Source organism: Flavobacterium sp. (assembly GCF_023151265.1).
Lineage (GTDB): Bacteria > Bacteroidota > Bacteroidia > Flavobacteriales > Flavobacteriaceae > Flavobacterium.
Genome location: NZ_JAKLJH010000010.1, coordinates 1 through 21,102, shown reverse-complemented (window position 1 = coordinate 21,102; position 21,102 = coordinate 1). Strand labels below are relative to the sequence as shown.

18 protein-coding genes are annotated in these 21,102 nt (G+C 32.9%); 8 read left to right on the top strand and 10 right to left on the bottom strand.

Features of this window, described 5'->3' with window-relative positions; all coding sequences use genetic code 11:
- The first annotated feature begins 47 nt into the window (after nt 1–47).
- Nucleotides 48–329, top strand: coding sequence for a F0F1 ATP synthase subunit epsilon (locus L6Q46_RS02005; protein WP_026725933.1), 282 nt, complete (start codon nt 48–50; stop codon nt 327–329).
- 51 nt (nt 330–380) lie between these two features.
- On the opposite strand, the gene L6Q46_RS02000 is transcribed toward L6Q46_RS02005, so the two are convergent.
- Nucleotides 381–1,880, bottom strand: coding sequence for a PLP-dependent aminotransferase family protein (locus tag L6Q46_RS02000; protein ID WP_291282880.1), 1,500 nt, complete (start codon nt 1,878–1,880; stop codon nt 381–383).
- A 77-nt stretch (nt 1,881–1,957) separates the two neighbouring features.
- Between L6Q46_RS02000 and L6Q46_RS01995 the strand changes: the two genes are divergently transcribed.
- Nucleotides 1,958–3,781 carry a TonB-dependent receptor gene (locus tag L6Q46_RS01995; protein WP_291282879.1) on the top strand — a complete coding sequence of 608 codons (1,824 nt, stop codon included), beginning with the start codon at nt 1,958–1,960 and terminating at the stop codon, nt 3,779–3,781.
- Between the two features lie 138 nt (nt 3,782–3,919).
- Here L6Q46_RS01995 and L6Q46_RS01990 read toward each other — a convergent pair whose 3' ends face one another.
- From L6Q46_RS01990 to aspS, 3 genes are all read right to left on the bottom strand, one after another.
- Nucleotides 3,920–4,120 carry a cold shock domain-containing protein gene (locus tag L6Q46_RS01990; protein ID WP_008255794.1) on the bottom strand — a complete coding sequence of 67 codons (201 nt, stop codon included), beginning with the start codon at nt 4,118–4,120 and terminating at the stop codon, nt 3,920–3,922.
- Between the two features lie 81 nt (nt 4,121–4,201).
- Nucleotides 4,202–4,432: a hypothetical protein gene (locus tag L6Q46_RS01985; RefSeq protein ID WP_111566302.1), complete on the bottom strand. Its 231-nt coding sequence runs from the start codon at nt 4,430–4,432 to the stop codon at nt 4,202–4,204.
- Nucleotide 4,433: 1 nt separating this feature from the next.
- A complete protein-coding gene (gene aspS / locus L6Q46_RS01980; RefSeq protein ID WP_291282878.1) occupies nt 4,434–6,179 on the bottom strand; it encodes an aspartate--tRNA ligase in 1,746 nt (581 codons plus the stop codon).
- 91 nt (nt 6,180–6,270) lie between these two features.
- Here aspS and L6Q46_RS01975 point away from each other — a divergent pair, with 91 nt between their 5' ends.
- Both L6Q46_RS01975 and L6Q46_RS01970 read left to right on the top strand, forming a co-directional pair.
- The gene (locus L6Q46_RS01975; RefSeq protein ID WP_291282877.1) at nt 6,271–7,278 is read left to right on the top strand and encodes a TlpA disulfide reductase family protein; all 1,008 of its coding nucleotides are present in this window, start codon (nt 6,271–6,273) and stop codon (nt 7,276–7,278) included.
- A 164-nt stretch (nt 7,279–7,442) separates the two neighbouring features.
- Nucleotides 7,443–7,787, top strand: a complete 345-nt coding sequence (locus L6Q46_RS01970) for a membrane-binding protein (protein WP_111566299.1) — start codon at nt 7,443–7,445, stop codon at nt 7,785–7,787.
- A 51-nt stretch (nt 7,788–7,838) separates the two neighbouring features.
- Here L6Q46_RS01970 and L6Q46_RS01965 read toward each other — a convergent pair whose 3' ends face one another.
- The 5 genes from L6Q46_RS01965 to L6Q46_RS01945 are packed head-to-tail and all read right to left on the bottom strand — an operon-like array spanning nt 7,839 to nt 14,568.
- Nucleotides 7,839–11,015, bottom strand: coding sequence for an efflux RND transporter permease subunit (locus tag L6Q46_RS01965; RefSeq protein ID WP_291282876.1), 3,177 nt, complete (start codon nt 11,013–11,015; stop codon nt 7,839–7,841).
- A 9-nt stretch (nt 11,016–11,024) separates the two neighbouring features.
- Nucleotides 11,025–12,092 (bottom strand): efflux RND transporter periplasmic adaptor subunit, encoded by a 1,068-nt coding sequence (locus L6Q46_RS01960; RefSeq protein ID WP_291282875.1) that lies wholly within the window; start codon nt 12,090–12,092, stop codon nt 11,025–11,027.
- Between the two features lie 5 nt (nt 12,093–12,097).
- Complete coding sequence (locus tag L6Q46_RS01955) at nt 12,098–13,438, bottom strand: TolC family protein (RefSeq protein WP_291282874.1); 1,341 nt, start codon at nt 13,436–13,438, stop codon at nt 12,098–12,100.
- A gap of 6 nt (nt 13,439–13,444) precedes the next feature.
- The gene (locus tag L6Q46_RS01950) at nt 13,445–14,041 is read right to left on the bottom strand and encodes a TetR/AcrR family transcriptional regulator (RefSeq protein WP_291282886.1); all 597 of its coding nucleotides are present in this window, start codon (nt 14,039–14,041) and stop codon (nt 13,445–13,447) included.
- 14 nt (nt 14,042–14,055) lie between these two features.
- A complete protein-coding gene (locus L6Q46_RS01945; protein WP_291282873.1) occupies nt 14,056–14,568 on the bottom strand; it encodes a YceI family protein in 513 nt (170 codons plus the stop codon).
- Nucleotides 14,569–14,709: 141 nt separating this feature from the next.
- Here L6Q46_RS01945 and L6Q46_RS01940 point away from each other — a divergent pair, with 141 nt between their 5' ends.
- Nucleotides 14,710–15,684, top strand: coding sequence for a polyprenyl synthetase family protein (locus tag L6Q46_RS01940; RefSeq protein ID WP_291282872.1), 975 nt, complete (start codon nt 14,710–14,712; stop codon nt 15,682–15,684).
- Nucleotides 15,677–16,027, top strand: coding sequence for a hypothetical protein (locus tag L6Q46_RS01935; RefSeq protein ID WP_026724495.1), 351 nt, complete (start codon nt 15,677–15,679; stop codon nt 16,025–16,027). The genes L6Q46_RS01940 and L6Q46_RS01935 overlap by 8 nt, the downstream gene beginning before the upstream one ends.
- Here L6Q46_RS01935 and L6Q46_RS01930 read toward each other — a convergent pair.
- Entirely contained in the window at nt 16,024–16,569 is a 546-nt protein-coding gene (locus L6Q46_RS01930) for a hypothetical protein (protein WP_291282871.1), read from the bottom strand. The genes L6Q46_RS01935 and L6Q46_RS01930 overlap by 4 nt on opposite strands.
- A 115-nt stretch (nt 16,570–16,684) precedes the next feature.
- Between L6Q46_RS01930 and L6Q46_RS01925 the strand changes: the two genes are divergently transcribed.
- A complete protein-coding gene (locus L6Q46_RS01925) occupies nt 16,685–19,456 on the top strand; it encodes a 2-oxoglutarate dehydrogenase E1 component (RefSeq protein ID WP_291282870.1) in 2,772 nt (923 codons plus the stop codon).
- 84 nt (nt 19,457–19,540) lie between these two features.
- The gene (gene odhB, locus L6Q46_RS01920; protein ID WP_291282869.1) at nt 19,541–20,758 is read left to right on the top strand and encodes a 2-oxoglutarate dehydrogenase complex dihydrolipoyllysine-residue succinyltransferase; all 1,218 of its coding nucleotides are present in this window, start codon (nt 19,541–19,543) and stop codon (nt 20,756–20,758) included.
- Nucleotides 20,759–21,102: the final 344 nt, after the last annotated feature.

Below are 21,102 nucleotides of genomic sequence, written 5' to 3'. Positions count from 1 at the left end.
GTTACTTAAGCTAATCACTAATCACTATTCACTAATCACTAAGTAATATGATTTTAGAAATAGTATCACCAGAAGCTACATTGTTTAAAGGAGAAGTTACTTCGGTAGCAGTTCCTGGAATCAACGGTGAGTTTCAAATGCTAAATAATCACGCGCCTATTGTTTCATTATTGGCAAAAGGAAACGTGAAAATCAATGCTCAAAACATTAAAATTGAAAAAGAATTCGTTTCTAAATTCAATAAAGTAAATGAGCAAACGTATTGGTTACCTATTAATTCAGGCACCATCGAAATGAATGAAAACAAGATTATTGTTTTAGCCGACTAAGACAATAGATTTATAGTAAAAAGTCCTGCAATTTGCGGGACTTTTTTTATTTTATGACTTTGTGATTGTATCGTAAGCTAGTTTTAATTTACTTACTACAATTTCAATTTCTTCCTCACTCAAATGCCCAAATCCAAATCGAATAGCGCAAGTGTTTTTATCTTGATAAAGAATTGTTTTTGGAAGAAGTACATCTAATTTACTTACTTCTTCAGCAAGTTGAATCAATGATATGGAAGGAAGAAATTCAATCCAAATTGCTAATCCGCCTGAAGGCTTTTTAAATTGAATGGTTTCATTGAAATATCGTTTCAAACATTCGTAAGTATAATCTCGTCTTTGTTTATAAATTATCGAATTTTTTTTCAGTAAACGATGAATTTCACCTTCATAAATTAATTCCGAAAGTACTTGTTCTTGAATCAAGTCGCCTTGTTTGTCTAACATTTGCAAATAGTTTTTGGCTTCCGAAATCAAATTTTCTGGAGCGACCACAAATCCTGTTTGAAAACTAGGAAATAACGATTGACCTAACTTTCCAAGGTAAATTACCATTCCGTATCCATCTGAACTTGCCATGGGTAACATAGCAGAACCCTCGAGTTGAAAATCGTAATCAAAATCATCTTCAATTATAGCAAATTGGTATTTCTTTGCAAGTTGTAAAAGTTGTAATCTTCGTTCAGCAGACAAAGTATTTGTTGTCGGATAATCGCGATTGGAACACACATAAACACAACGAATCTTGCCTTTTGTAAAATGTTTTTCTATGTAATTAATGTCTAATCCATTTTCATCAACTGGAATGGTTTTGATATCGGCTCCAGCTTCTTGAAAAATCATATTGGCATTATAATTACTCAAATTACCAACTAAAACAACGTCTTTTTTACGAATTAAAAGTTGCGAGATGATGTACAAACTCATTTCAGTACTTCGCGTACTTATTAAATTTGTTGGTTTGATGTGAAAACCTCGGGTTGCATTCAAAAAATTACACAATTGATTTTCAAATGTAGAATAGCTATTTTTTGATGTATTGTTCCATTTTGAAATCAATGATTTTCGTTTCATTGATGTGCCGTACCATTTCGAAAATTCATGAATAGGATGCAATCGTAAATCAGGTTGACCCTCGTTTAAAATGTATTTTGCTTCCGAAAATTCTTCTGTTGATGCCAAGTGAAACGAAGTTTGAAATGGAAAACCTGTCGTTTTAGGATAACTATAAGCATCGTTTATTTTGTTAGTACTTGCTTTAATAGTAGCTGTTTTCGGTTTTGGAACCAAGATGAAAGTGCCTTTGTTTGGAATAATTTCAACCCAACCTTGCGAAGCTAATTCTTCATAAACAGCAACGGCTGTATTTCTGTGAATGTTGAGTAATTGGCTGAAAATTCGGGTGCCCGGCAAAGCCGTTCCTTCTTTAAGATACCTTCTTTGAACAGCATTTATAATTTGTTGGGAAATTTGAATATACACCGATGTAGCACTCGTTTTATCAAAGTGAATAAGTTCTTTCAATAATACATTAACCGGACTATCTTTCATTTTAAAACTGGACTATTTTAATCGTCCGGAAAGTTACGACTTTTGCACCGTTTTAAAATAACCTATACCCTAATTAAATGAAAAAAGTATATTATTTAACCTCACTTTTAGTTTGCTCAATAACAGCAAGTGCTCAAGAGAATGAACAAAAAACCGATACGCTTAAAGAAGTAGTAATTTCTTCTTCTAGAATTGATTTGCCTTTCAAAGAAAATTCAAGAACAATTCAAATTGTTACGGCTGAAGATATTAAAAAACTTGGTATTACAAATGTTGCAGATGCTTTGCAACAATTAGCAGGAATTGACGTAAGACGCCAAGGTGTAAACGGAATGCAAGCCGATTTATACATTAGAGGTGGTGGTTTTGATCAAACGTTATTGCTTATTGACGGTATCAAAGTTGATGATCCGCAAACAGGACATCACACGATGAATTTGGCTTTACCAATTGAAGTTATCAAAAGAATTGAAGTAATTAAAGGACCTGCTGCTCGTGTTTTTGGACAAAATGCCTTCACAGGGGCTGTTAACATTGTAACAAAAGATGTTGAAGAAAATTCTTTGATTGCGAAAGTTCAAGGTGGTTCTTTTGGTCAATTTATTGCTGAAGCCACTGGTACAGTTAGTTTAAAAGAAAGTAGTCATATCGTGCATTTTTCGAAGAATTTTTCAGAAGGATATCGTCATAATACCGATTTTGATAATACCAATTATGTATTGAAAAGTCAATTCAATAAAAATAAATTACCAATTGAATTACTGACAACTTATTCAGAAAGAAAATTTGGTGCAAATGGTTTTTACGGAATTCCATCGGCAAAAGAGCAATATGAAGAAATACAAGCGAGTTTAGTTGGCCTTTCAACTGTGATTAAAAAAGGAAATTTAACTTGGAAACCAAGAGTGTATTGGAGAAGAAATCAAGATGAATATCACTACATAAGAAGCAATCCATCGGCATACAGAAATTTACATATTACCAATAAGTTTGCTGCCGAATTAAATGGTTCGTATGAATCAAAAGTTGGAATCACTGGTTTCGGTATTGAAATGGCTAAGTATTACATTTCTAGTAATCGATTGGGTGATAACTCAAGAGAAATGGCTTCTGTTTTTTTAGAACATCGTTTTCAGTTTTTGGATAAAAAATTTGATATAACACCCGGAGTTGCTGTTTCTTATTTTTCGGATTTTGACAGCAAAGCATTTCCAGGATTAGATTTAGGTTATCAAATTTCATCAGATTTTAGAGTGTATGGAAACATTGGATATACTTACCGAGTTCCAACGTATACCGATTTGTATTACATAGGACCACAAGCTATTGGAAACGAGAACTTACAACCAGAAGAAGCTGTTTCGGAAGAAATTGGAGTGAAATGGTTAACTAAAAAGTTTGATTTTACGTTTGCAGCATTCAATAGAGATTCAAATGATTTGATAGATTATGTAAGATTAACAGAATCAGACGTGGTTTATACGCCTCAAAACATTCAGGATGTAAATACGAAAGGATTTGAAACACAAGTAGAATATCGTTTTACATTGAATTCTTTGCCACAAAAAATTAAAATGGGTTACACTTTTATAGAAGACGATGTTAAGCAAACCAGTGCTGCTTATTCAAGATATTCGATTAATTCTATGAAACATCAATTTGTTGGAAATTATGCAATGGAATGGTTCAAGAATTTTAGTAATTCTATCGGATATAGATATGTAGAAAGAACTTCTGGAATTAGTTATAATATTTGGGATGTAAGTGCCTCATACAAATTAAAAGAGTTGGAATTCTCGATTTACGCTAATAATATTTTCAACACAGAGTATGTTGAAGCAGGAATGGTACCAATGCCAAAGGGAAATATTTTATTTGGAGTAAAGTATTTGTTTAAATAGAAGGTTAGTTAAGAATAAAAAGGACTACAGTTTTGTAGTCCTTTTTTTATTGAAGTATTTCGATAACATATTTGCACAAAAAAAGTCCCGATTTAATCGGGACTTAGTTCTTTCTAGGTAATCAAAAAATAATATATATTAGTCTTCGATAACTACTACTTGAGCAGCTACTTTACCTTTTCTTCCTTCTTCTTCTTCGTAACTAACAGCATCACCTTCATTTAAAGATTCAACTCTCATTCCGCTAGCGTGTACGAAAATGTCTTTTCCAGTTTCATCATCAGTAATAAAACCGTAACCTTTTGATTCATTGAAGAACTTAACTTTACCTGTTCTCATTTTGTATTGTAAAAAATTAATAATTATCAAAGATATACTTATTTACAACACAAACAAGAAAAAGTTAAAAATATTTCAAAATTACTGATTATCAGTATCTTCTTTTTTCTTTAAACCTAAGTTTAGCATTCGTTCTCTAGTTTCTTTATTTTTAAATCTTGAATATAAAAACAAAGGCATAAGAACAAAAGCGGCTAATAGGACTCCAATTCCAATCCATTTATCGCCATTTAAGCCACTGTTCTTTTGAAAATATCCAAAAGAAATTAGGCAAGCAATGATAACGATAAGACCAATTAGAACCTTTTTCATATTATCTTAGTTTAATATGTAATTCTTGTAATTGTGCTTCATCAATTGTAGAAGGAGCATCAATCATTACGTCTCTTCCTGAGTTATTTTTAGGGAAAGCAATAAAATCACGAATCGTTTCTTGTCCGCCTAAAATAGAAACTAATCTATCTAAACCAAACGCTAAACCTCCGTGTGGTGGTGCTCCAAACTCGAAAGCATTCATTAAGAATCCAAACTGAGCTAAAGCTTCTTCTTTACTAAATCCTAATAAATCGAACATTCTTGATTGTAATTCTCTATCGTGAATACGAATAGAACCACCACCAATTTCGTTTCCGTTTAATACCATATCATAAGCATTAGCACGAACTTTTCCTGGTTCGGTTTCAATTAATGCCATGTCTTCTGGTTTTGGAGAAGTAAATGGATGGTGCATTGCATGGTATCTTCCGCTTTCTTCATCCCATTCTAATAAAGGAAAATCAACCACCCATAATGGTGCAAATTCGTCAGATTTTCTCAAACCTAAACGTGTTGCCACTTCCATTCTTAAAGCGGATAATTGCGTTCTTACTTTATTTGCGTTTCCAGATAAGATTAAGATTAAATAACCCGGTTTTGCATTGGTAATTTCGGCCCATTTTTTCAAATCTTCTTGATCGTAGAATTTATCTACTGATGATTTGAAAGTTCCATCTTCTTCACATTTTACATATACCATTCCTGAAGCTCCTATTTGTGGGCGTTTTACCCAATCAATTAAAGCATCGATTTCTTTTCTTGTGTAATTTGCACAGCCTGGTGCAGCGATTCCGACTACTAATTCAGCTGAATTAAATACTGGGAAATCTTTATGTTGAGCTACAGAATTTAACTCACCAAATTTCATTTCAAAACGAATATCTGGTTTGTCATTACCGTAGGTTTTCATGGCGTAATCGTAAGTAATTCTTGGGAATTTATCTACTTCAATTCCTTTGATTTCTTTTAGTAAATGACGTGTTAAACCTTCGAACATATCTAAAATATCTTCTTGCTCTACGAATGCCATTTCACAGTCGATTTGAGTAAATTCTGGCTGACGGTCGGCACGTAAATCTTCGTCACGGAAACATTTCACAATTTGGAAATATTTGTCCATTCCACCCACCATCAATAACTGTTTGAACGTTTGTGGCGATTGAGGAAGTGCATAAAACTGACCTTCGTTCATTCTACTTGGCACAACGAAATCACGCGCACCTTCTGGTGTAGATTTAATTAAATAAGGCGTTTCCACATCACAAAATCCTTGGTCAGAAAGATATTTTCTAACTTCCATCGATACTTTATGACGGAACAATAAGTTGTTTTTAACCGGATTTCTTCTGATGTCTAAATAACGGTATTTCATACGAATGTCTTCACCACCATCGGTTTCGTCTTCGATAGTAAATGGAGGTAATTGTGCTTCGTTCAAAATAGTTAATTCGGTAACTAAAATTTCAACATCGCCAGTTGCCATATTTGGGTTTTTAGAAACACGCTCAATAACAGTTCCTTTGATTTGAATAACAAATTCTCTTCCTAAAGATTTTGCTTTTTCAATAACGGCTTTGTCGGTTCTTTGTTCGTCGAAAATTAATTGAGTAATTCCGTATCGATCACGTAAATCAACCCAAATCATAAAACCTTTATCTCTCGATTTTTGAACCCAACCTGCAAGGGTAACTTCTGTATTGATGTGTGAAGCATTTAATTCACCACAGTTATGACTTCTGTACATTTCTTGAAATTTTTTGCAAATGTAGTAACAAATATTAATTTTATTCGTTTAATTTTAATAGATTTGAGTCAATAAATAACACTTTTAAAACATGAAAAAAGCATTCTTTTTGTTTTTTGTAGCAATTTTTTCTGGATTTGCTCAAAATACAACCAATACCGTTTCATTAAACGTGAAAATCGCCAATAGATTTTCAGACACAATTACGATTTCTTCGGGAAGATCTTTCAAACAAAAAGTCGGAATTAATAAAAAAGGAGAATTTCAAACCACTTTTGAAGCTTCAAAAGATGGAGGATTATACCGTTTGAATGATGGCAACGAAGGAACTACTATGTTTTTGAAAAATGGTTACGATTTAAAGTTGACATTAGATACCAAAGATTTTGATGAAACTATTGTTTACAAAGGAAAAGGGGCAAATGAAAACAACTATTTAGCAAAAAAAGCATTGTCTGATGAAAAGTTTGAAATGGAATTAGAAGCTTTATTTGATGCTGACGAAGCTACTTTTAAAGACGCACTAGCTAAGAAGAAAGCAAATGATATTAGTTTGATTGACGGTAAAGGTTTTGATGAAACTTTAGTAAAAATGTTACGTCCTTCATTTGATCAAGAAGAGAAATTCTTACTGGATTATTATAATCAAAAAGTGGCGGCTAAGAAAATGGAAGGAATTGTTTCTCCATCATTTGATTACGAAAACCATAAAGGTGGAAAAACGAAATTGGAAGATTTAAGAGGTAAGTACGTTTATATTGATGTTTGGGCAACTTGGTGTGGGCCATGTCTAGCTGAGATTCCTCACTTAAAGAAAGTAGAAGCTAAATATCACGGAAAAAACATCGAGTTTGTAAGTATTTCTGTTGATACTGAAAAAGATTATGAGAAATGGAAAAAAATGGTGGTTTCTAAAGAATTAGGCGGAATTCAATTGTTTGCAGACAAAAACTGGACTTCTGATTTTGTAAAAGCTTTTGGAATTAACTCTATTCCAAGATTCATTTTAATTGGACCTGATGGAAAAGTTATCAAAGCAGATGCTGCAAGACCTTCATCAGCTTCATTAACTGAACTATTAGATGGTTTAGTGAAATAATTTAGGATATATTTTATATTTAGTTTAAAGCCAATACATTACGTATTGGCTTTTTCAATGTTAAGTTTTTATATAATGTTACCAAATTGTTAAGTAAAAGTTTTTTTATTGTAAAATATATTTTATATTTGTTACTGTAATGTTAACCTAAAAAAGAAAAGAGTATGAAAAAAGTAGTGATTGCAGTAGTTTTATTGGTTTCGAGTTTGTCATTTGCACAAGAAGTAAAACCAAAATTTGAAGTGGTTGACCAAATGGTAAAAGCAACATATTATTATGATAACGGACAAGTAAAACAAGAAGGATATTACTTAGACGGAAAATTACATGGAAAATGGATGGCTTACAACGAAGATGGTAGCAAACAATCAATCGGAGAATACAACAAAGGAGCTAAAACAGGAAAATGGTTTTTTTGGAGTGATACAACATTGAGCGAAGTTGATTTTTCAGATAGCAGAATTGCTGAAGTAAAAAAATGGTCAAAAGATGTTTTAGTTAAAAATTAATTCAATTTAAAGTATAAAAAAAGTCCCGATAAAATCGGGACTTTTTTGTTTTTATAATGTGTGTTTCGGGTTAAAACCGTCTTCACTTAATTCTGTGTGAACATAATCGGCAACCATTTCTGCTTCATAATCTGTTTTTTCTCCTTTAGAGAACTTAGCGATTATTTTCTCCATGATTTCATAGATTACAGGAACTACAATCAAGGTTAAGAATAACGATGAAATTAATCCACCAATAATTACCCAAGCCAAACCGTTTTTCCATTCTGCTCCAGCTCCAGAAGCTAATGCAATTGGGAACATACCAAATACCATCGCAATCGTAGTCATTAAAATTGGACGTAACCTTGCATGATTTGCTTGAATTAATGCGGTTCTTATACTTTCTCCTGCTTTACGTCTTTGATTGGTATAATCCACCAGCATAATCGCATTTTTACACACCAGACCAATTAACATGATGATGCCTAAGATGGTGAAAATATTCAAAGTGTTATTTGTTAAAGCTAAAGCTAACATAGCTCCAATAAACGAAAGCGGAATCGCAAACAATACTACAAATGGATGCACAAAACTGTCATATAACGAAACCATTACAAGGTAAACCAAGATAATAGCTGCTAATAAAGCAATTCCAAGTGTTCCAAAACCTTCTGATTGATTTTCCATGTCACCACCCCAAATGTAATCTACACCTGTTGGTTTTTCTAATTTATCAATTTTCTCTTGCCATTGCGAAACAATAGTTCCCGAAGCAACTCCCACATTTTGACCTTTTACAGTTACCGATGCTGATTTGTCTCTACGTTCTAATTCACTTGGGCCAGAACTTTCAGAAACGGTAGCAAATTGAATTAATTTGATTTGTTCGCCTTTATCGTTAATGAAAATTAAGTTACTTACATCGGCAATACTTTTTCTGTCGAATGCATTATATTTAATGTTGATGTCGTATTCGTATTCACCAGCTCTAAATTTACCATCAGTATTTCCACTAAATGCGGTTTGCATCGTCATACCTACAGTTTGTAAACTCAATCCAAGAGCAGCCATTTTATCTCTATCAACTTGAACGTTTACTTCTGGATTTCCGTCTTCTACCGATAATTCAATTTCGGTTGCTCCAGGAATCGTACGTAATTCTTTTTCGGCAGCTTTTGCAAATGCCATAGCAGTTTCTACATTCGGACCCGTAACAATTAAACCTAAAGTAGCGTCTTCAGCGGTTCCTAAAATACCTACTGGGACTGTTTTAACTTTTGCTCCAACTAAGATTTTCTCTAATTTACGTTTTGTTTTCGCAGCATAAACGTTTGCTGGTTCATCACGTTTGTCTAAACCAACCATTTTTACGTTAATTTCCGATTTATAAGCAGTTGCTTGAGAAGCTCCTAAACCTTCACTGGTTTGACCAATAGTTGTAATTTGACTGTGAACATATTCTTCTTTTTTCAAGAAAGCTTCTGCTTTTTGAGTCATAAAGTTGGTTTGTTCTAACGAAGCGTCTTTTGGCATTTCAATTTGAACTAAAAACTCACCACTATCAGATGCTGCGAAGAATTCTCCTCCAATAAATCCACCACCCATTAATCCAATGGTTGATCCAAAGAACAACACTAAAACAACCGCGATAGTTTTAATATAATGGTCTAAACACCAATTTAATAATCCTGAAACCCAGTCAGTAAAACGAGTTAAATAACTTTCAAATCCAAGAATGATTCTTCCAAAGAATGTTTTTCCAGTAATGTGTTCTAATTTTCCATATCTTGATGATAACCAAGGAATGATAGTAAATGAAGCCACTAACGACAACAAAGTAGAGATAATAACCGTTACACAGAATTGCGTAATAATGTTGGAAACCAATCCTGTACTCATTGCAATTGGTAAAAATACTACCACAATTACTAAGGTAATCGATACAACGGTTCCGCCAATTTCGGCTGTTCCATCATAGGCAGCACGAACTTTGTTTTTACCCATTTCCATGTGGCGGTAAATGTTTTCCAATACCACAATCGCGTCATCCACCAAGATACCAACAACTAAAGATAATCCTAATAAACTCATTAAATTTAAGGTATATCCCATTAAGTAAATTCCGATGAAAGTTGCAATTAACGAAGCAGGAATCGAAACCATTACAATTAACGAGTTTCTAACACTGTGTAAGAAAAACAACATTACTAAAGCTACTAATATAACCGCAATAAGTAAATCGTGAACTACAGCATCTGCTGCTTCTAATGTAAAAATCGTACTGTCTTTTGCGATTTCTAATTGTAATCCTTTTGATTTATAGTCGTTTTCTAGTTTGTTGATGGTTTTTACCAATTCCTCACTTACTGCTACAGCATTTGCATCAGATTGTTTTACAATTTGTAAAAGAATAGCACTTTTTTGATCTACACGAGCAACTTTTTCAGCAATTTTTTGGGTGTCTTGAACATCAGCAATATCACCTAAGCGAACTTGAATTCCGTTTTTTGATGACACAATTAAGTTTCTTAACTCTTCAACATTTTTATATTTTCCAGCTAAACGAATTAATATTTTTTGGTCACGTGTTTGAATGTTTCCTGTAGGGAAATCCAAATTTGATGATAAAATATTTTGTTGCACTTGTGGAATCGAAAGTCCGTAACCTTGCATTTTTACTGCATCAAGATTTACTTGAATTTCTCTCTCTTGTCCACCAATAATGTTTACTTGCGCAACACCTTGAACACGAGATAAAATCGGAGCTAATTTTTTATCAATTAAGTCGTAAAAAGCAACTTCGTCCATTTTTCCGTTGGCACCAATTGTCATAATTGGTAAATCACTCAAGGAGAATTTAGTTAACGAAGGTGTTTCGGCATCATCTGGTAAATCACTAATGATGGCATTAATTTTACGTTGCGCATCGTTCATCGAAACATTTACATCAGCATTTGAAGTTAATGTGATGGAAACGGTTGATAAACTTTCATACGATTTGGCATCAATTTTTTTGATGTTTTCTAAAGAAGCTACGGCATCTTCAATTTTTTTGGTTACCGTATTTTCAATTTCACTTGGCGATGCACCAGGATAAATTGTGGCAATTGTAATTACGTTGGTTTCAAATTTAGGAATCAGTTCGTAACCTAAATTGCTATAACTGAACAGTCCACCAAGTGTTAGAATTGTAAACAATACAATTACTAACGACGGACGTTTTATCGATATTTCTGCTAATTTCATATGTTTTGATTATTTAATAACTTCAACAGCGTTTCCGTCTTGTAAGTTGATTTGTCCCGTTACAATTACGATTTCTCCGTTAGATAATCCATCTAAGATTTCTACTTTGTCGCCTAAAATTCTACCAGCAGTTACTTTTTTAAGTTTTGCCGTTCCGTTTTCAATTACAAAAATTTCGTTGCTACTAACACTTCCAACAAATGCATTTCTTGGTACGATTTTCAACGTTTGTTTTTGTTGGTTTGAAGCAAATTTTGCTGTTCCATACATACCTGCTTTTAAGTCGTTTGAAGTATTGTTGGTGATTTCAATTTCAACAGGGAAGTTTAAACTTGCGTCAGCTTTTGGAGCAATAAAAGTGATTTTTCCAGTAAATTCTTTGTCAGGATATACATTTGAACCCACTTTAATTACGCTTCCTACTTTTAAGCTCGCCACTTGACTTTCGTTAACCGTAACTTTTAATTTTAATTTTGATACGTTTACAATTTCAAATAATTCTGTTGGTGGCATTCCTGATAAAATAGAACCTGGTTCAATGAATTTTTTATTGATAAAACCACTAATTGGCGCTTTAATTCTAGTATCACCTACGTTGATGTTAGCTTGAGTTAAATTCGCTTTTGCATTTACCATTGCTAATCTTGCTTGATCTAATTGTTGTTTCGTTACACCGCCTGTTTTAAAAGCATTTTCAAATCTTGTGTAATCAGCAACAGCGTTTTGATATACCGCATTAGCGTTTTGTGCATTTACGTTAATAACATCGCTTCTTACAATAGCAAGTGTTTGTCCGGCTTTTACATAATCACCTTCTTTAACTAAAACTTGAGTAACTTTTCCAGATTTTTCAGCAGAAAATTTTAACTCTTGAATTGGTTCAAAGTTTCCGTTTGATACGAAATCTAATGAAACTTCTTCTGTTTTTACCGTATCAACTTTTACAGAAACTGATGCGTTTTTTTCAGCTACGATTGCTGTTTTAGCTTCGTTTTCTGCTTTGTTTTTAGTTAAAATGTATCCGATTAAACCTAATGAGGCTAAAATGATTACTATGGTTATGATTGTCTTTTTCATTTTAATTATTTATTGGTTAGTGTTTTAAGTTCGCCTTTTGATTTTATAAATTGAATTTCTGCTAATTTATATTCTAAAATAGCACTGGTATAATTGTTTTGTGCTTCAACCAATGCGTTTTCAGCATCTAATAAATCGGTTAATGCAGCTAATCCTTGTGTGTAATTGTTATTGGTATTATCAAAAACTTCTTGAGCAAGTTGCGCGTTTTCCTTTTGATTGTTGATGGTAATCAAACTGTTTTCAAGTTGTTTTTTTGCATTATCAAACGCTAAATCTAACGCTAATTTTGTGTCATCAAGATCTACTTTTATCGAACTTAATGCGTTGTTTGCTTGTCTAACTTTTGCTCTTGTTCCAAAACCTGTAAATAATGGAACTCTTAAACTCAGACCTATAGAAGAAAAGTCTGACCAATAAACGCCATCAGCTGGTTTTGCAAACAATGGCATTTCTGGACCTTGTCCAATATAGTTGTAACTTCCGCTTAATGACAGTGTTGGATAATATGCCGCTTGAGCTGCCTTTTTTTGGTATGTTAATAATTGTTCTTGTTTTTTAAGTAACAAATATTCGGTTCTTCCTGTAACATCAGCTGTTGATGATAAGTCTTGTGGTGTAACTTCAAAAGCAGTATTAGGAATGATAATTTTGTTTTCCATTGGCATTCCCATATAAAATTTCAATGCATTCTCTTGAAGCGAAATCGCATTTAAAATTTGCTGACGAAGTGAATTGATATTGTTAACACGAACCGTAATTCTATCGTAATCAATTTTTTTAGCCAAACCATTATCAAATTGACCTTTGATGATGTCTTTTACTTTGTTTGTATTTTTCAAGTTGTTATCAACCACAATTAGTTTTTGTTGTTGCACATATACTTGATAATACGCATTTGCAACACGTTCGATAACTTGTTCTTCGGTTAGTTGCGCATTTATTTGGTAAAACTCTCTAGTAGATTTTGCCGCTTTTAAACCAGTAAAAACCGATTGGTCAAACAAAGCTTGATTTAAAGAAACTCCTGCTACCGAGTTCCATTCTTGTCCAAGTGGTGCTAAAATTGTAGTTCCTGGAGCTCCAAAAAAATCGCCTGGTAAAGCGTTTAATTGCAGAATAGGATTGTATGTCATGCTTCCATTAGCCGAAATTTGCGGTAAAGCTCTCGAACGAACTTCTTGAATTTTATACTCGCTATTTTCTACTTCTAATTTTGCTTTCTTAGCTTCTGCTTTGTTTTCTAAAGCGAATGTAATAGCGTCTTTAAGTGTTAAAGCTTTATTTTCTTGCGCTTGTAAAAATCCAACAGCTAAGAGAAAAGTTAGTACTATTTTATTTTTCATTGATGATTATATATTAGGGTTTTTTAATTGTTTTTCAAGTTCCTCAATTCCTTTTTCTGTTGCAATAGCTCTTGTATGATATTCTAAAGCTTTTAGCTCAAGTTCGTAGGCATCTTTTTCCAATATGGTGTTTTCGTTTATGTTAAAAATTAGGGTGTAATAAAATTTTACGACAGCCTCAATATCAGTTTCTTTTCGGTACAAACCTTCGTTTATTCCTTTTTCAACATTTAGTCGAAACATTTGACTACAGTCTTCAATTTCATTGCCTATCATTTTATCATAAATTTCAGGATAATGTTTTTTGAGTTGGTATGCTGGAGATTGATCTACTGATTGGAACATTTCTTTAAACATTTTTCTCAACTCAAAATTTTCTACTATTGCATTATGATTTTGTGCTATTACTTCATCCATTAATAAATGAATTTTTTGATGCACTACTTCTGTTCCTTCTTCAATTAATTTTTCTTTATTGCTGAAATATTTATAAATTGTTTTTTTAGAAATACACATTTCACTAGCAATATCATCCATCGTTACGCTTTTAAAACCTAACTTTAAAAACATATCGGTAGCTTTTCCTATGATTTTATTTTTTATTTCGCAGTTCATTATTAATTACTTAAAAATTCAAAATTTCCTTCAATATTGATGTTTTTTCCAAAACCTACTCCATTGATACTTATTCTTTCATCTAAACCTAGACCGAAATCCTTTTTATTAATTTCTCCTACAATATCAAAAACCACTTTTGATTTTCCTTTTCTGTTTTCTTCTTTCTTCAAGTAAGCTTCTAATTCTACAATCTTTGTGATTTTATTGATGGTTAATTCTCCTTTAATAAAACTTATATTATCATTAATTCTTTGAAACGATAACGACTCAAAATGAACTTTTTCATTTTTACTTCTTCTTAGGAAACCTTTAAAATCTTTTCTTACAATTCTATGGTCATCTTCAATTTCTAAATCAAATCGTATAAAAACGTTTTCTATTACATCATTTCTAATCTCCATAAAACCAGAAGAATGCTGAATAGTATTCTTTAAATAAGAAGCTAAGTTTTTTCTTGCTTTTATAAAAAAATTTGATTGCTTTTGGTTCAATTCTAAACTTAATACTTGCATGGTAATATTGTTTTGATGGTACAAATGTATGCAGGAAACTTTTAACACCAAAATAGTTTCCAATGTTTTTACATAAATTTAACATTTGATATATTCGTGTCGTTTCAGAATATTGAAGTATTTTAGCAAAAAATTCAAGTAATGCATTCTATATCGTACTATCAGGAAAAAATGGGTAATCATTTTTCGCAAATTGTTTCCAATAAAGAACCTAAAAATTTATACGAACCCATCGAGTATATTTTGTCGCTTGGTGGAAAAAGAATGCGTCCTGTTTTAACATTGATGGCAAGCGAAGTTTTTAATGTAGATTGCGAAAAAGCGATTCCTGCGGCTACTGCAGTTGAGGTTTTTCATAATTTTTCATTAATTCATGATGATATTATGGATGATGCGCCTTTAAGAAGAGGCAATCAAACGGTTCATGAAAAATGGGATTTGAATACTGGAATTTTATCAGGTGATGCAATGTTGATTTTAGCATACCAGTTTTTTGAAAATTATGAACCAGCAACTTTTCAAAAATTAGCTAAATTATTTAGTAAAACAGCTTTAGAAGTTTGCGAAGGACAACAATATGATGTAGATTTTGAAATGCGTGACGATGTTACGATACCCGAATATTTGAAAATGATTGAATATAAAACTGCTGTTTTAGTTGGTGCTGCGATGAAAATGGGAGCAATAGTTGCCAAAACATCCGATGAAAATGCGGATTTGATTTATGATTTCGGATTGAATTTAGGAATAGCTTTCCAATTACAAGATGATTATTTAGATGCTTTTGGAAATCCAGAAACTTTTGGAAAACAAGTGGGTGGCGATATCATTGAAAATAAAAAAACCTATTTATACTTAAAAGCAATTGAGTTTTCAAAAGCTGAAGAAAAACAACAATTATTGCACTTGTTTTCCATTCAACCTTCAGAAAATACAGATAAAATCGAATCTGTAAAATCCATTTTTAATGCTTCTGGTGCAAGTGAAGCTACTAAAAAAGCGATTCAAGACTATACTTTTAAAGCATTTGAAACTCTAGAAAAAATGAATATCGAATCTGAAAAGAAAGCCATTTTAAAAGCTTTTGGCGAAAATTTAATGGGAAGAAATGTATAATCCGCCTGCAAATATTGACGCTTTAATTTCGCAAGCCGAAGAAGAACATTTGTACTTCAAATTGATTGAGCAAGTAAACAAAGATTTTGCTTTAGCGAATGAATCTTTAGATGTACCATCAAGTATTTTTCCGTTTGAATTTAAGAATTTGGTACAAGAAAAAATTTACAAACTCATTCAATACAAATTTGCTGAATACTTGAATTTACTCTACATAATTGATGTTCCAGAAGAGCAAATCAAAAAATTAGATGGCTCTGATTTGGTAGAATTATCTGAACAAGTTGCATTTTTGGTCTTAAAACGCGAGTGGCAAAAGGTATGGTTTCGTAATAAGTATTAAAAATAAATTCTCACAAAAGGCATAAATGCTTCTGCATAAATATTGTCTCTGTCTTTGTGCAAAATATTGTATCGAATACCAAAAGTTACATTTTCATTACGATAACCTGCTCCTAAAAATAGTGCTGTATTCCAAAAATCTTGAGTTGCACTACCGTAAAAGTCTTCAAAAGTTCTGTTAACTCTTAATTGCTCTAATTCGGCAGATATTTGTAATTCGGCTATTGGATTAATCAAGGTAATTATACTTCCGCCATACATATTAGCATTATAAAAATCACGTTGTTTTACATAGTTGTATTGAAGTCCTAATCCAGCTGAAACATAGTCGTTAAAATTGTAAATGGCACTTGGTGCAACCATTACGTCTGCATATCCGCTCCCGAATCCTAAACCAAGTCCGCCACCAAATTGAACATGATTCCAAAAATCGCTTTTTGTTTTATTTTCGGTATTTTCTTGTGCATAAATTTCAGGTTTAAAACTAAATAAAACCACAATAGTTAACAAAAATGTTAAATTTATTACGAAATTCTTTTTCATAATTCCATTTTGAAAAAATTAATGTTATAAAAGTATAAAAATCCTTGAAAGATTATCATAAAATGTTTTACTTTTGCGTAAATTTTTAATTAAAAGGTCTTTTAGACAACACACTATGGATAGGTTTTCCTTTTTAAACGCTGCACATACGGCTTTTTTTGCCGATTTATACGAACAATATTTACAAAATCCAGATAGCGTTGAGCCAAGCTGGAGAAGTTTTTTTCAAGGATTTGACTTTGCACAAGCGGGTTATGGTTCTGAAGAATTTGCCGCACAAGTAGTTCAAGTAGTTTCGGGTGATTCAGGTGAAATTTCTGAAAAAATGCAAAAAGAGTTCAATGTTCTTAAATTAATTGAAGGATATAGAACTCGTGGTCATTTATTCACAAAAACAAATCCTGTAAGAGATAGAAGACTTCATGGACCTTCATTGGCTCTTGAAAATTTCGGATTGTCTCAAGCGGATTTGAATACGGTTTTTGATGCTGCTAAAATGGTGAACATGAAGCCTTGTACTTTGGCTGAAATTGTTAAGCATTTAGAAAATGTATATTGCCAATCTATCGGAGTGGAGTACATGTACATCAGAGAACCACACAAATTAGAATGGATTAAAAATCGTTTAGACATTAACGATAATTTACCAAACTTTACTGCTGACAAGAAAAAACACATACTTAAAAAATTAAACGAAGCGGTTTCTTTCGAGAACTTCTTGCATACTAAATATGTTGGTCAAAAACGTTTCTCATTAGAAGGTTGTGAAGCGGTTATTCCTGCCTTAGACGCTTTAGTGGAAGCTGCTGCTGATAAAGGTGTGGAGCAATTCGTAATGGGAATGGCTCATAGAGGTCGTTTGAATGTTTTGGCTAACATCTTTGGGAAAAACACTCAAAATATTTTCTCTGAATTCGACGGAAAAGACTATGATGAAGACGCTAACTTTGATGGTGACGTAAAATATCACTTAGGTTTAACTTCGGATAGAGTTACTGATTCTGGTAAAAAAATCAATTTGAATTTAGCTCCAAATCCTTCGCACTTAGAAACAGTAGGTGCTGTTATTGAAGGAATTACAAGAGCAAAACAAGATAGATATTTCGCAGACGATTTTTCAAAAGTTTTACCAATTGCTGTTCACGGTGATGCCGCTGTAGCTGGTCAAGGTATTGTGTATGAAATTATACAAATGGCGAAATTAGATGGTTATAAAACAGGTGGAACAATTCACTTAGTAATCAATAACCAAGTCGGATTTACAACGAATTATTTAGATGCACGTTCGTCAACGTATTGTACGGATATTGCTAAAGTAACATTATCACCAGTTTTACACGTTAATGCAGACGATGCAGAAGCTGTAGTTCATGCGATGTTGTTTGCTTTAGATTACCGTATGGAATTTGGAACAGACGTTTTCATCGATTTATTAGGATATAGAAAATATGGTCACAATGAAGGTGATGAGCCTCGTTTTACACAACCTATTTTATACAAAGCCATTTCAAAACATAAAAATCCAAGAGATATTTACGCTGAAAAATTAGTTCAAGAAAGCGTTATTTCGGCTGGTTTTGTGAAAGAATTGGAAGAAGCTTACAAAGCAAAATTAGATGAGAATTTAGAAGCTTCTCGTAAGAAAGATTTAACTGTAATTACACCGTTCATGGAAAATGAGTGGGAAGGTTACAAACAAGTTTCAGATGATGTAATGCTTCAAAAATTTGATACAAAGTTTGATAAAAATCAATTGGCTGAAATCGCCAAAACTATTACTGAACTTCCATCTGATAAAAAATTCATCAGTAAGATTACGAAGTTAATTGGTGATAGAAAGAGCATGGTTGAAACCAATAAATTAGACTGGGCAATGGGCGAATTATTAGCTTATGGTTCTTTAATGTCTGAAGGTTTTGATGTTCGTATTTCTGGGCAAGATGTTGAGCGTGGAACATTTTCACACCGTCATGCTGTTGTTAAAGTAGAAGATTCAGAAGAAGAAGTAATTCTTTTAGATAAAATAAAAGATAAAAAAGGGAACTTTTATATCTACAATTCACACCTTTCAGAATATGGTGTTTTAGGTTTTGAGTATGGATATGCATTAGCATCGCCAAAATCTTTAGTAATTTGGGAAGCACAGTTTGGAGATTTCTCTAACGGAGCTCAAATTATGATTGACCAATATATTTCGGCAGGTGAAGATAAATGGAACAACCAAAACGGATTGGTAATGTTGTTGCCTCACGGTTATGAAAACCAAGGAGCAGAACACTCATCAGCACGTATGGAACGTTATTTACAAATGTGTGCAAAACACAACATGTATATTGCCGATGTAACTTCGCCAGCTAACTTCTTCCATTTAATGAGAAGACAGTTAAAAACAGAATTCCGTAAACCATTAGTAGTATTCTCTCCAAAGAGTTTATTACGTCACCCAGATGTAGTATCTTCAATGGATGAATTAGCAAACGGTCAATTCCAAGAAGTACTAGATGATCCAAATGTGACAGATAAAAAAGTTATCAAAACATTGGTTTTCTGTACAGGAAAAGTATATTTCGACATCATTGCACAAAGAGAAGAATTAGGTAGAAACGATGTGGCAGTGGTTCGTTTAGAGCAATTGTTCCCATTAGCAGTTGACCAAATCAAAGCGATTATCGACAGTTATCCAAATGTTGATGATTATGTTTGGGCACAAGAAGAGCCTAAAAACATGGGAGCTTATGGTTATATGTTAATGAACTTTAATTTAGTAAAATTAAGATTAGCATCGCCAAAAGCATACAGTGCACCAGCAGCAGGTAGTTATGAACGTTCTAAAAAACGTCAGAAAAATGCTATCGCTATGGTATTTGATAAAACATTATTTCAATAAAATAAAAACAGCCAATAGTTTAGGTTTAAGGCTAACACAACTTTTAAACTTTTAAACTTATTTTAAACTTTTAAACTAAAAAACATGATTTTAGAAATGAAAGTCCCTTCTCCAGGGGAATCAATTAAAGAAGTAGAAATTGCTACATGGTTAGTAAAAGATGGTGATTATGTAGAAAAAGACCAAGCAATTGCTGAGGTTGATTCAGATAAAGCAACATTAGAATTACCAGCAGAAGCAAGCGGAATCATTACATTAAAAGCAGAAGAAGGTGATGCAGTAGCAGTAGGTGCAGTAGTTTGTTTAATCGATACAGGTGCAGCAAAACCAGAAGGTGGGGCAGCTCCAGCTAAAGAAGAAGCAAAAGCGGTTGAAGCGCCAAAAGCTGAGGCTCCAAAAGCAGCTCCAGTAGCAGAAAAAACATATGCAACTCAAGCGCCATCTCCAGCAGCTAGAAAAATATTAGACGAAAAAAACATTGAGCCTTCTGACATTGTAGGAACAGGTAAAGGTGGAAGAATCACTAAAGATGACGCTGTAAACGCAGTGCCATCAATGGGAACTCCAACAGGAGGAAACCGTGGTTCAGAAAGAACTAAATTGTCTATGTTACGTAGAAAAGTAGCTGAGCGTTTAGTATCTGCTAAAAACGAAACAGCAATGTTAACTACTTTCAACGAAGTAGATATGACAGCTATTTACGCTTTACGTGATCAATACAAAGAAGAGTTCAAAGCGAAACATGGTTTAGGATTAGGCTTTATGTCGTTCTTTACCAAAGCGGTAACTCGTGCTTTACAATTATATCCAGATGTTAACTCTATGATTGATGGTCAAGAGAAAATTTCTTATGACTTCTGTGATATTTCAGTAGCAGTTTCTGGTCCAAAAGGATTAATGGTTCCGGTTATGAGAAATGCAGAAACATTATCGTTCAGAGGTGTTGAAGCAGAAATCAAGAGATTGGCAATCAGAGCTCGTGATGGACAAATTACTGTAGATGAAATGACAGGTGGAACATTCACAATTTCTAATGGTGGTGTTTTCGGAAGTATGTTATCTACACCAATTATCAATCCTCCACAATCAGGTATTTTAGGAATGCACAACGTGGTTGAAAGAGCTATCGTTAAAAACGGTCAAATCGTAATTGCTCCAGTAATGTACGTAGCATTATCATACGACCACAGAATCATCGACGGACGCGAGTCAGTTGGATTCTTAGTAGCGGTTAAAGAAGCATTAGAAAACCCAGCAGAGTTATTAATGGGTGGAAATGTGAAAAAAGCGTTAGAATTATAGAAATATAAATCCCAAATATAAAATCCCAAATTCAAAAGAGTTTGGGATTTTTCTTTATTAAGAATTCTTATTTGAGATAATATCTGAAAATGATAAAAATTAATCTTGGAAAGAAATTTCAAAACAGTGTAGTTTTATTCTTATTTTAGCGCCTGTAATTTTTAGGTTCAGTACTAGTTTTTCAAGATGCACAAATTTACTTTTTCAGTTATACTGTTATTATTTATTAATTTGATGTTTGCTCAAGAATTGAGTGAATCAGAAATTAGTAGAACCCGAAGTATTCAGGAAAATCTTATTTCAAATCCTGAAAAAGCGTATACAGAAGCATTAGAAATTAGTAA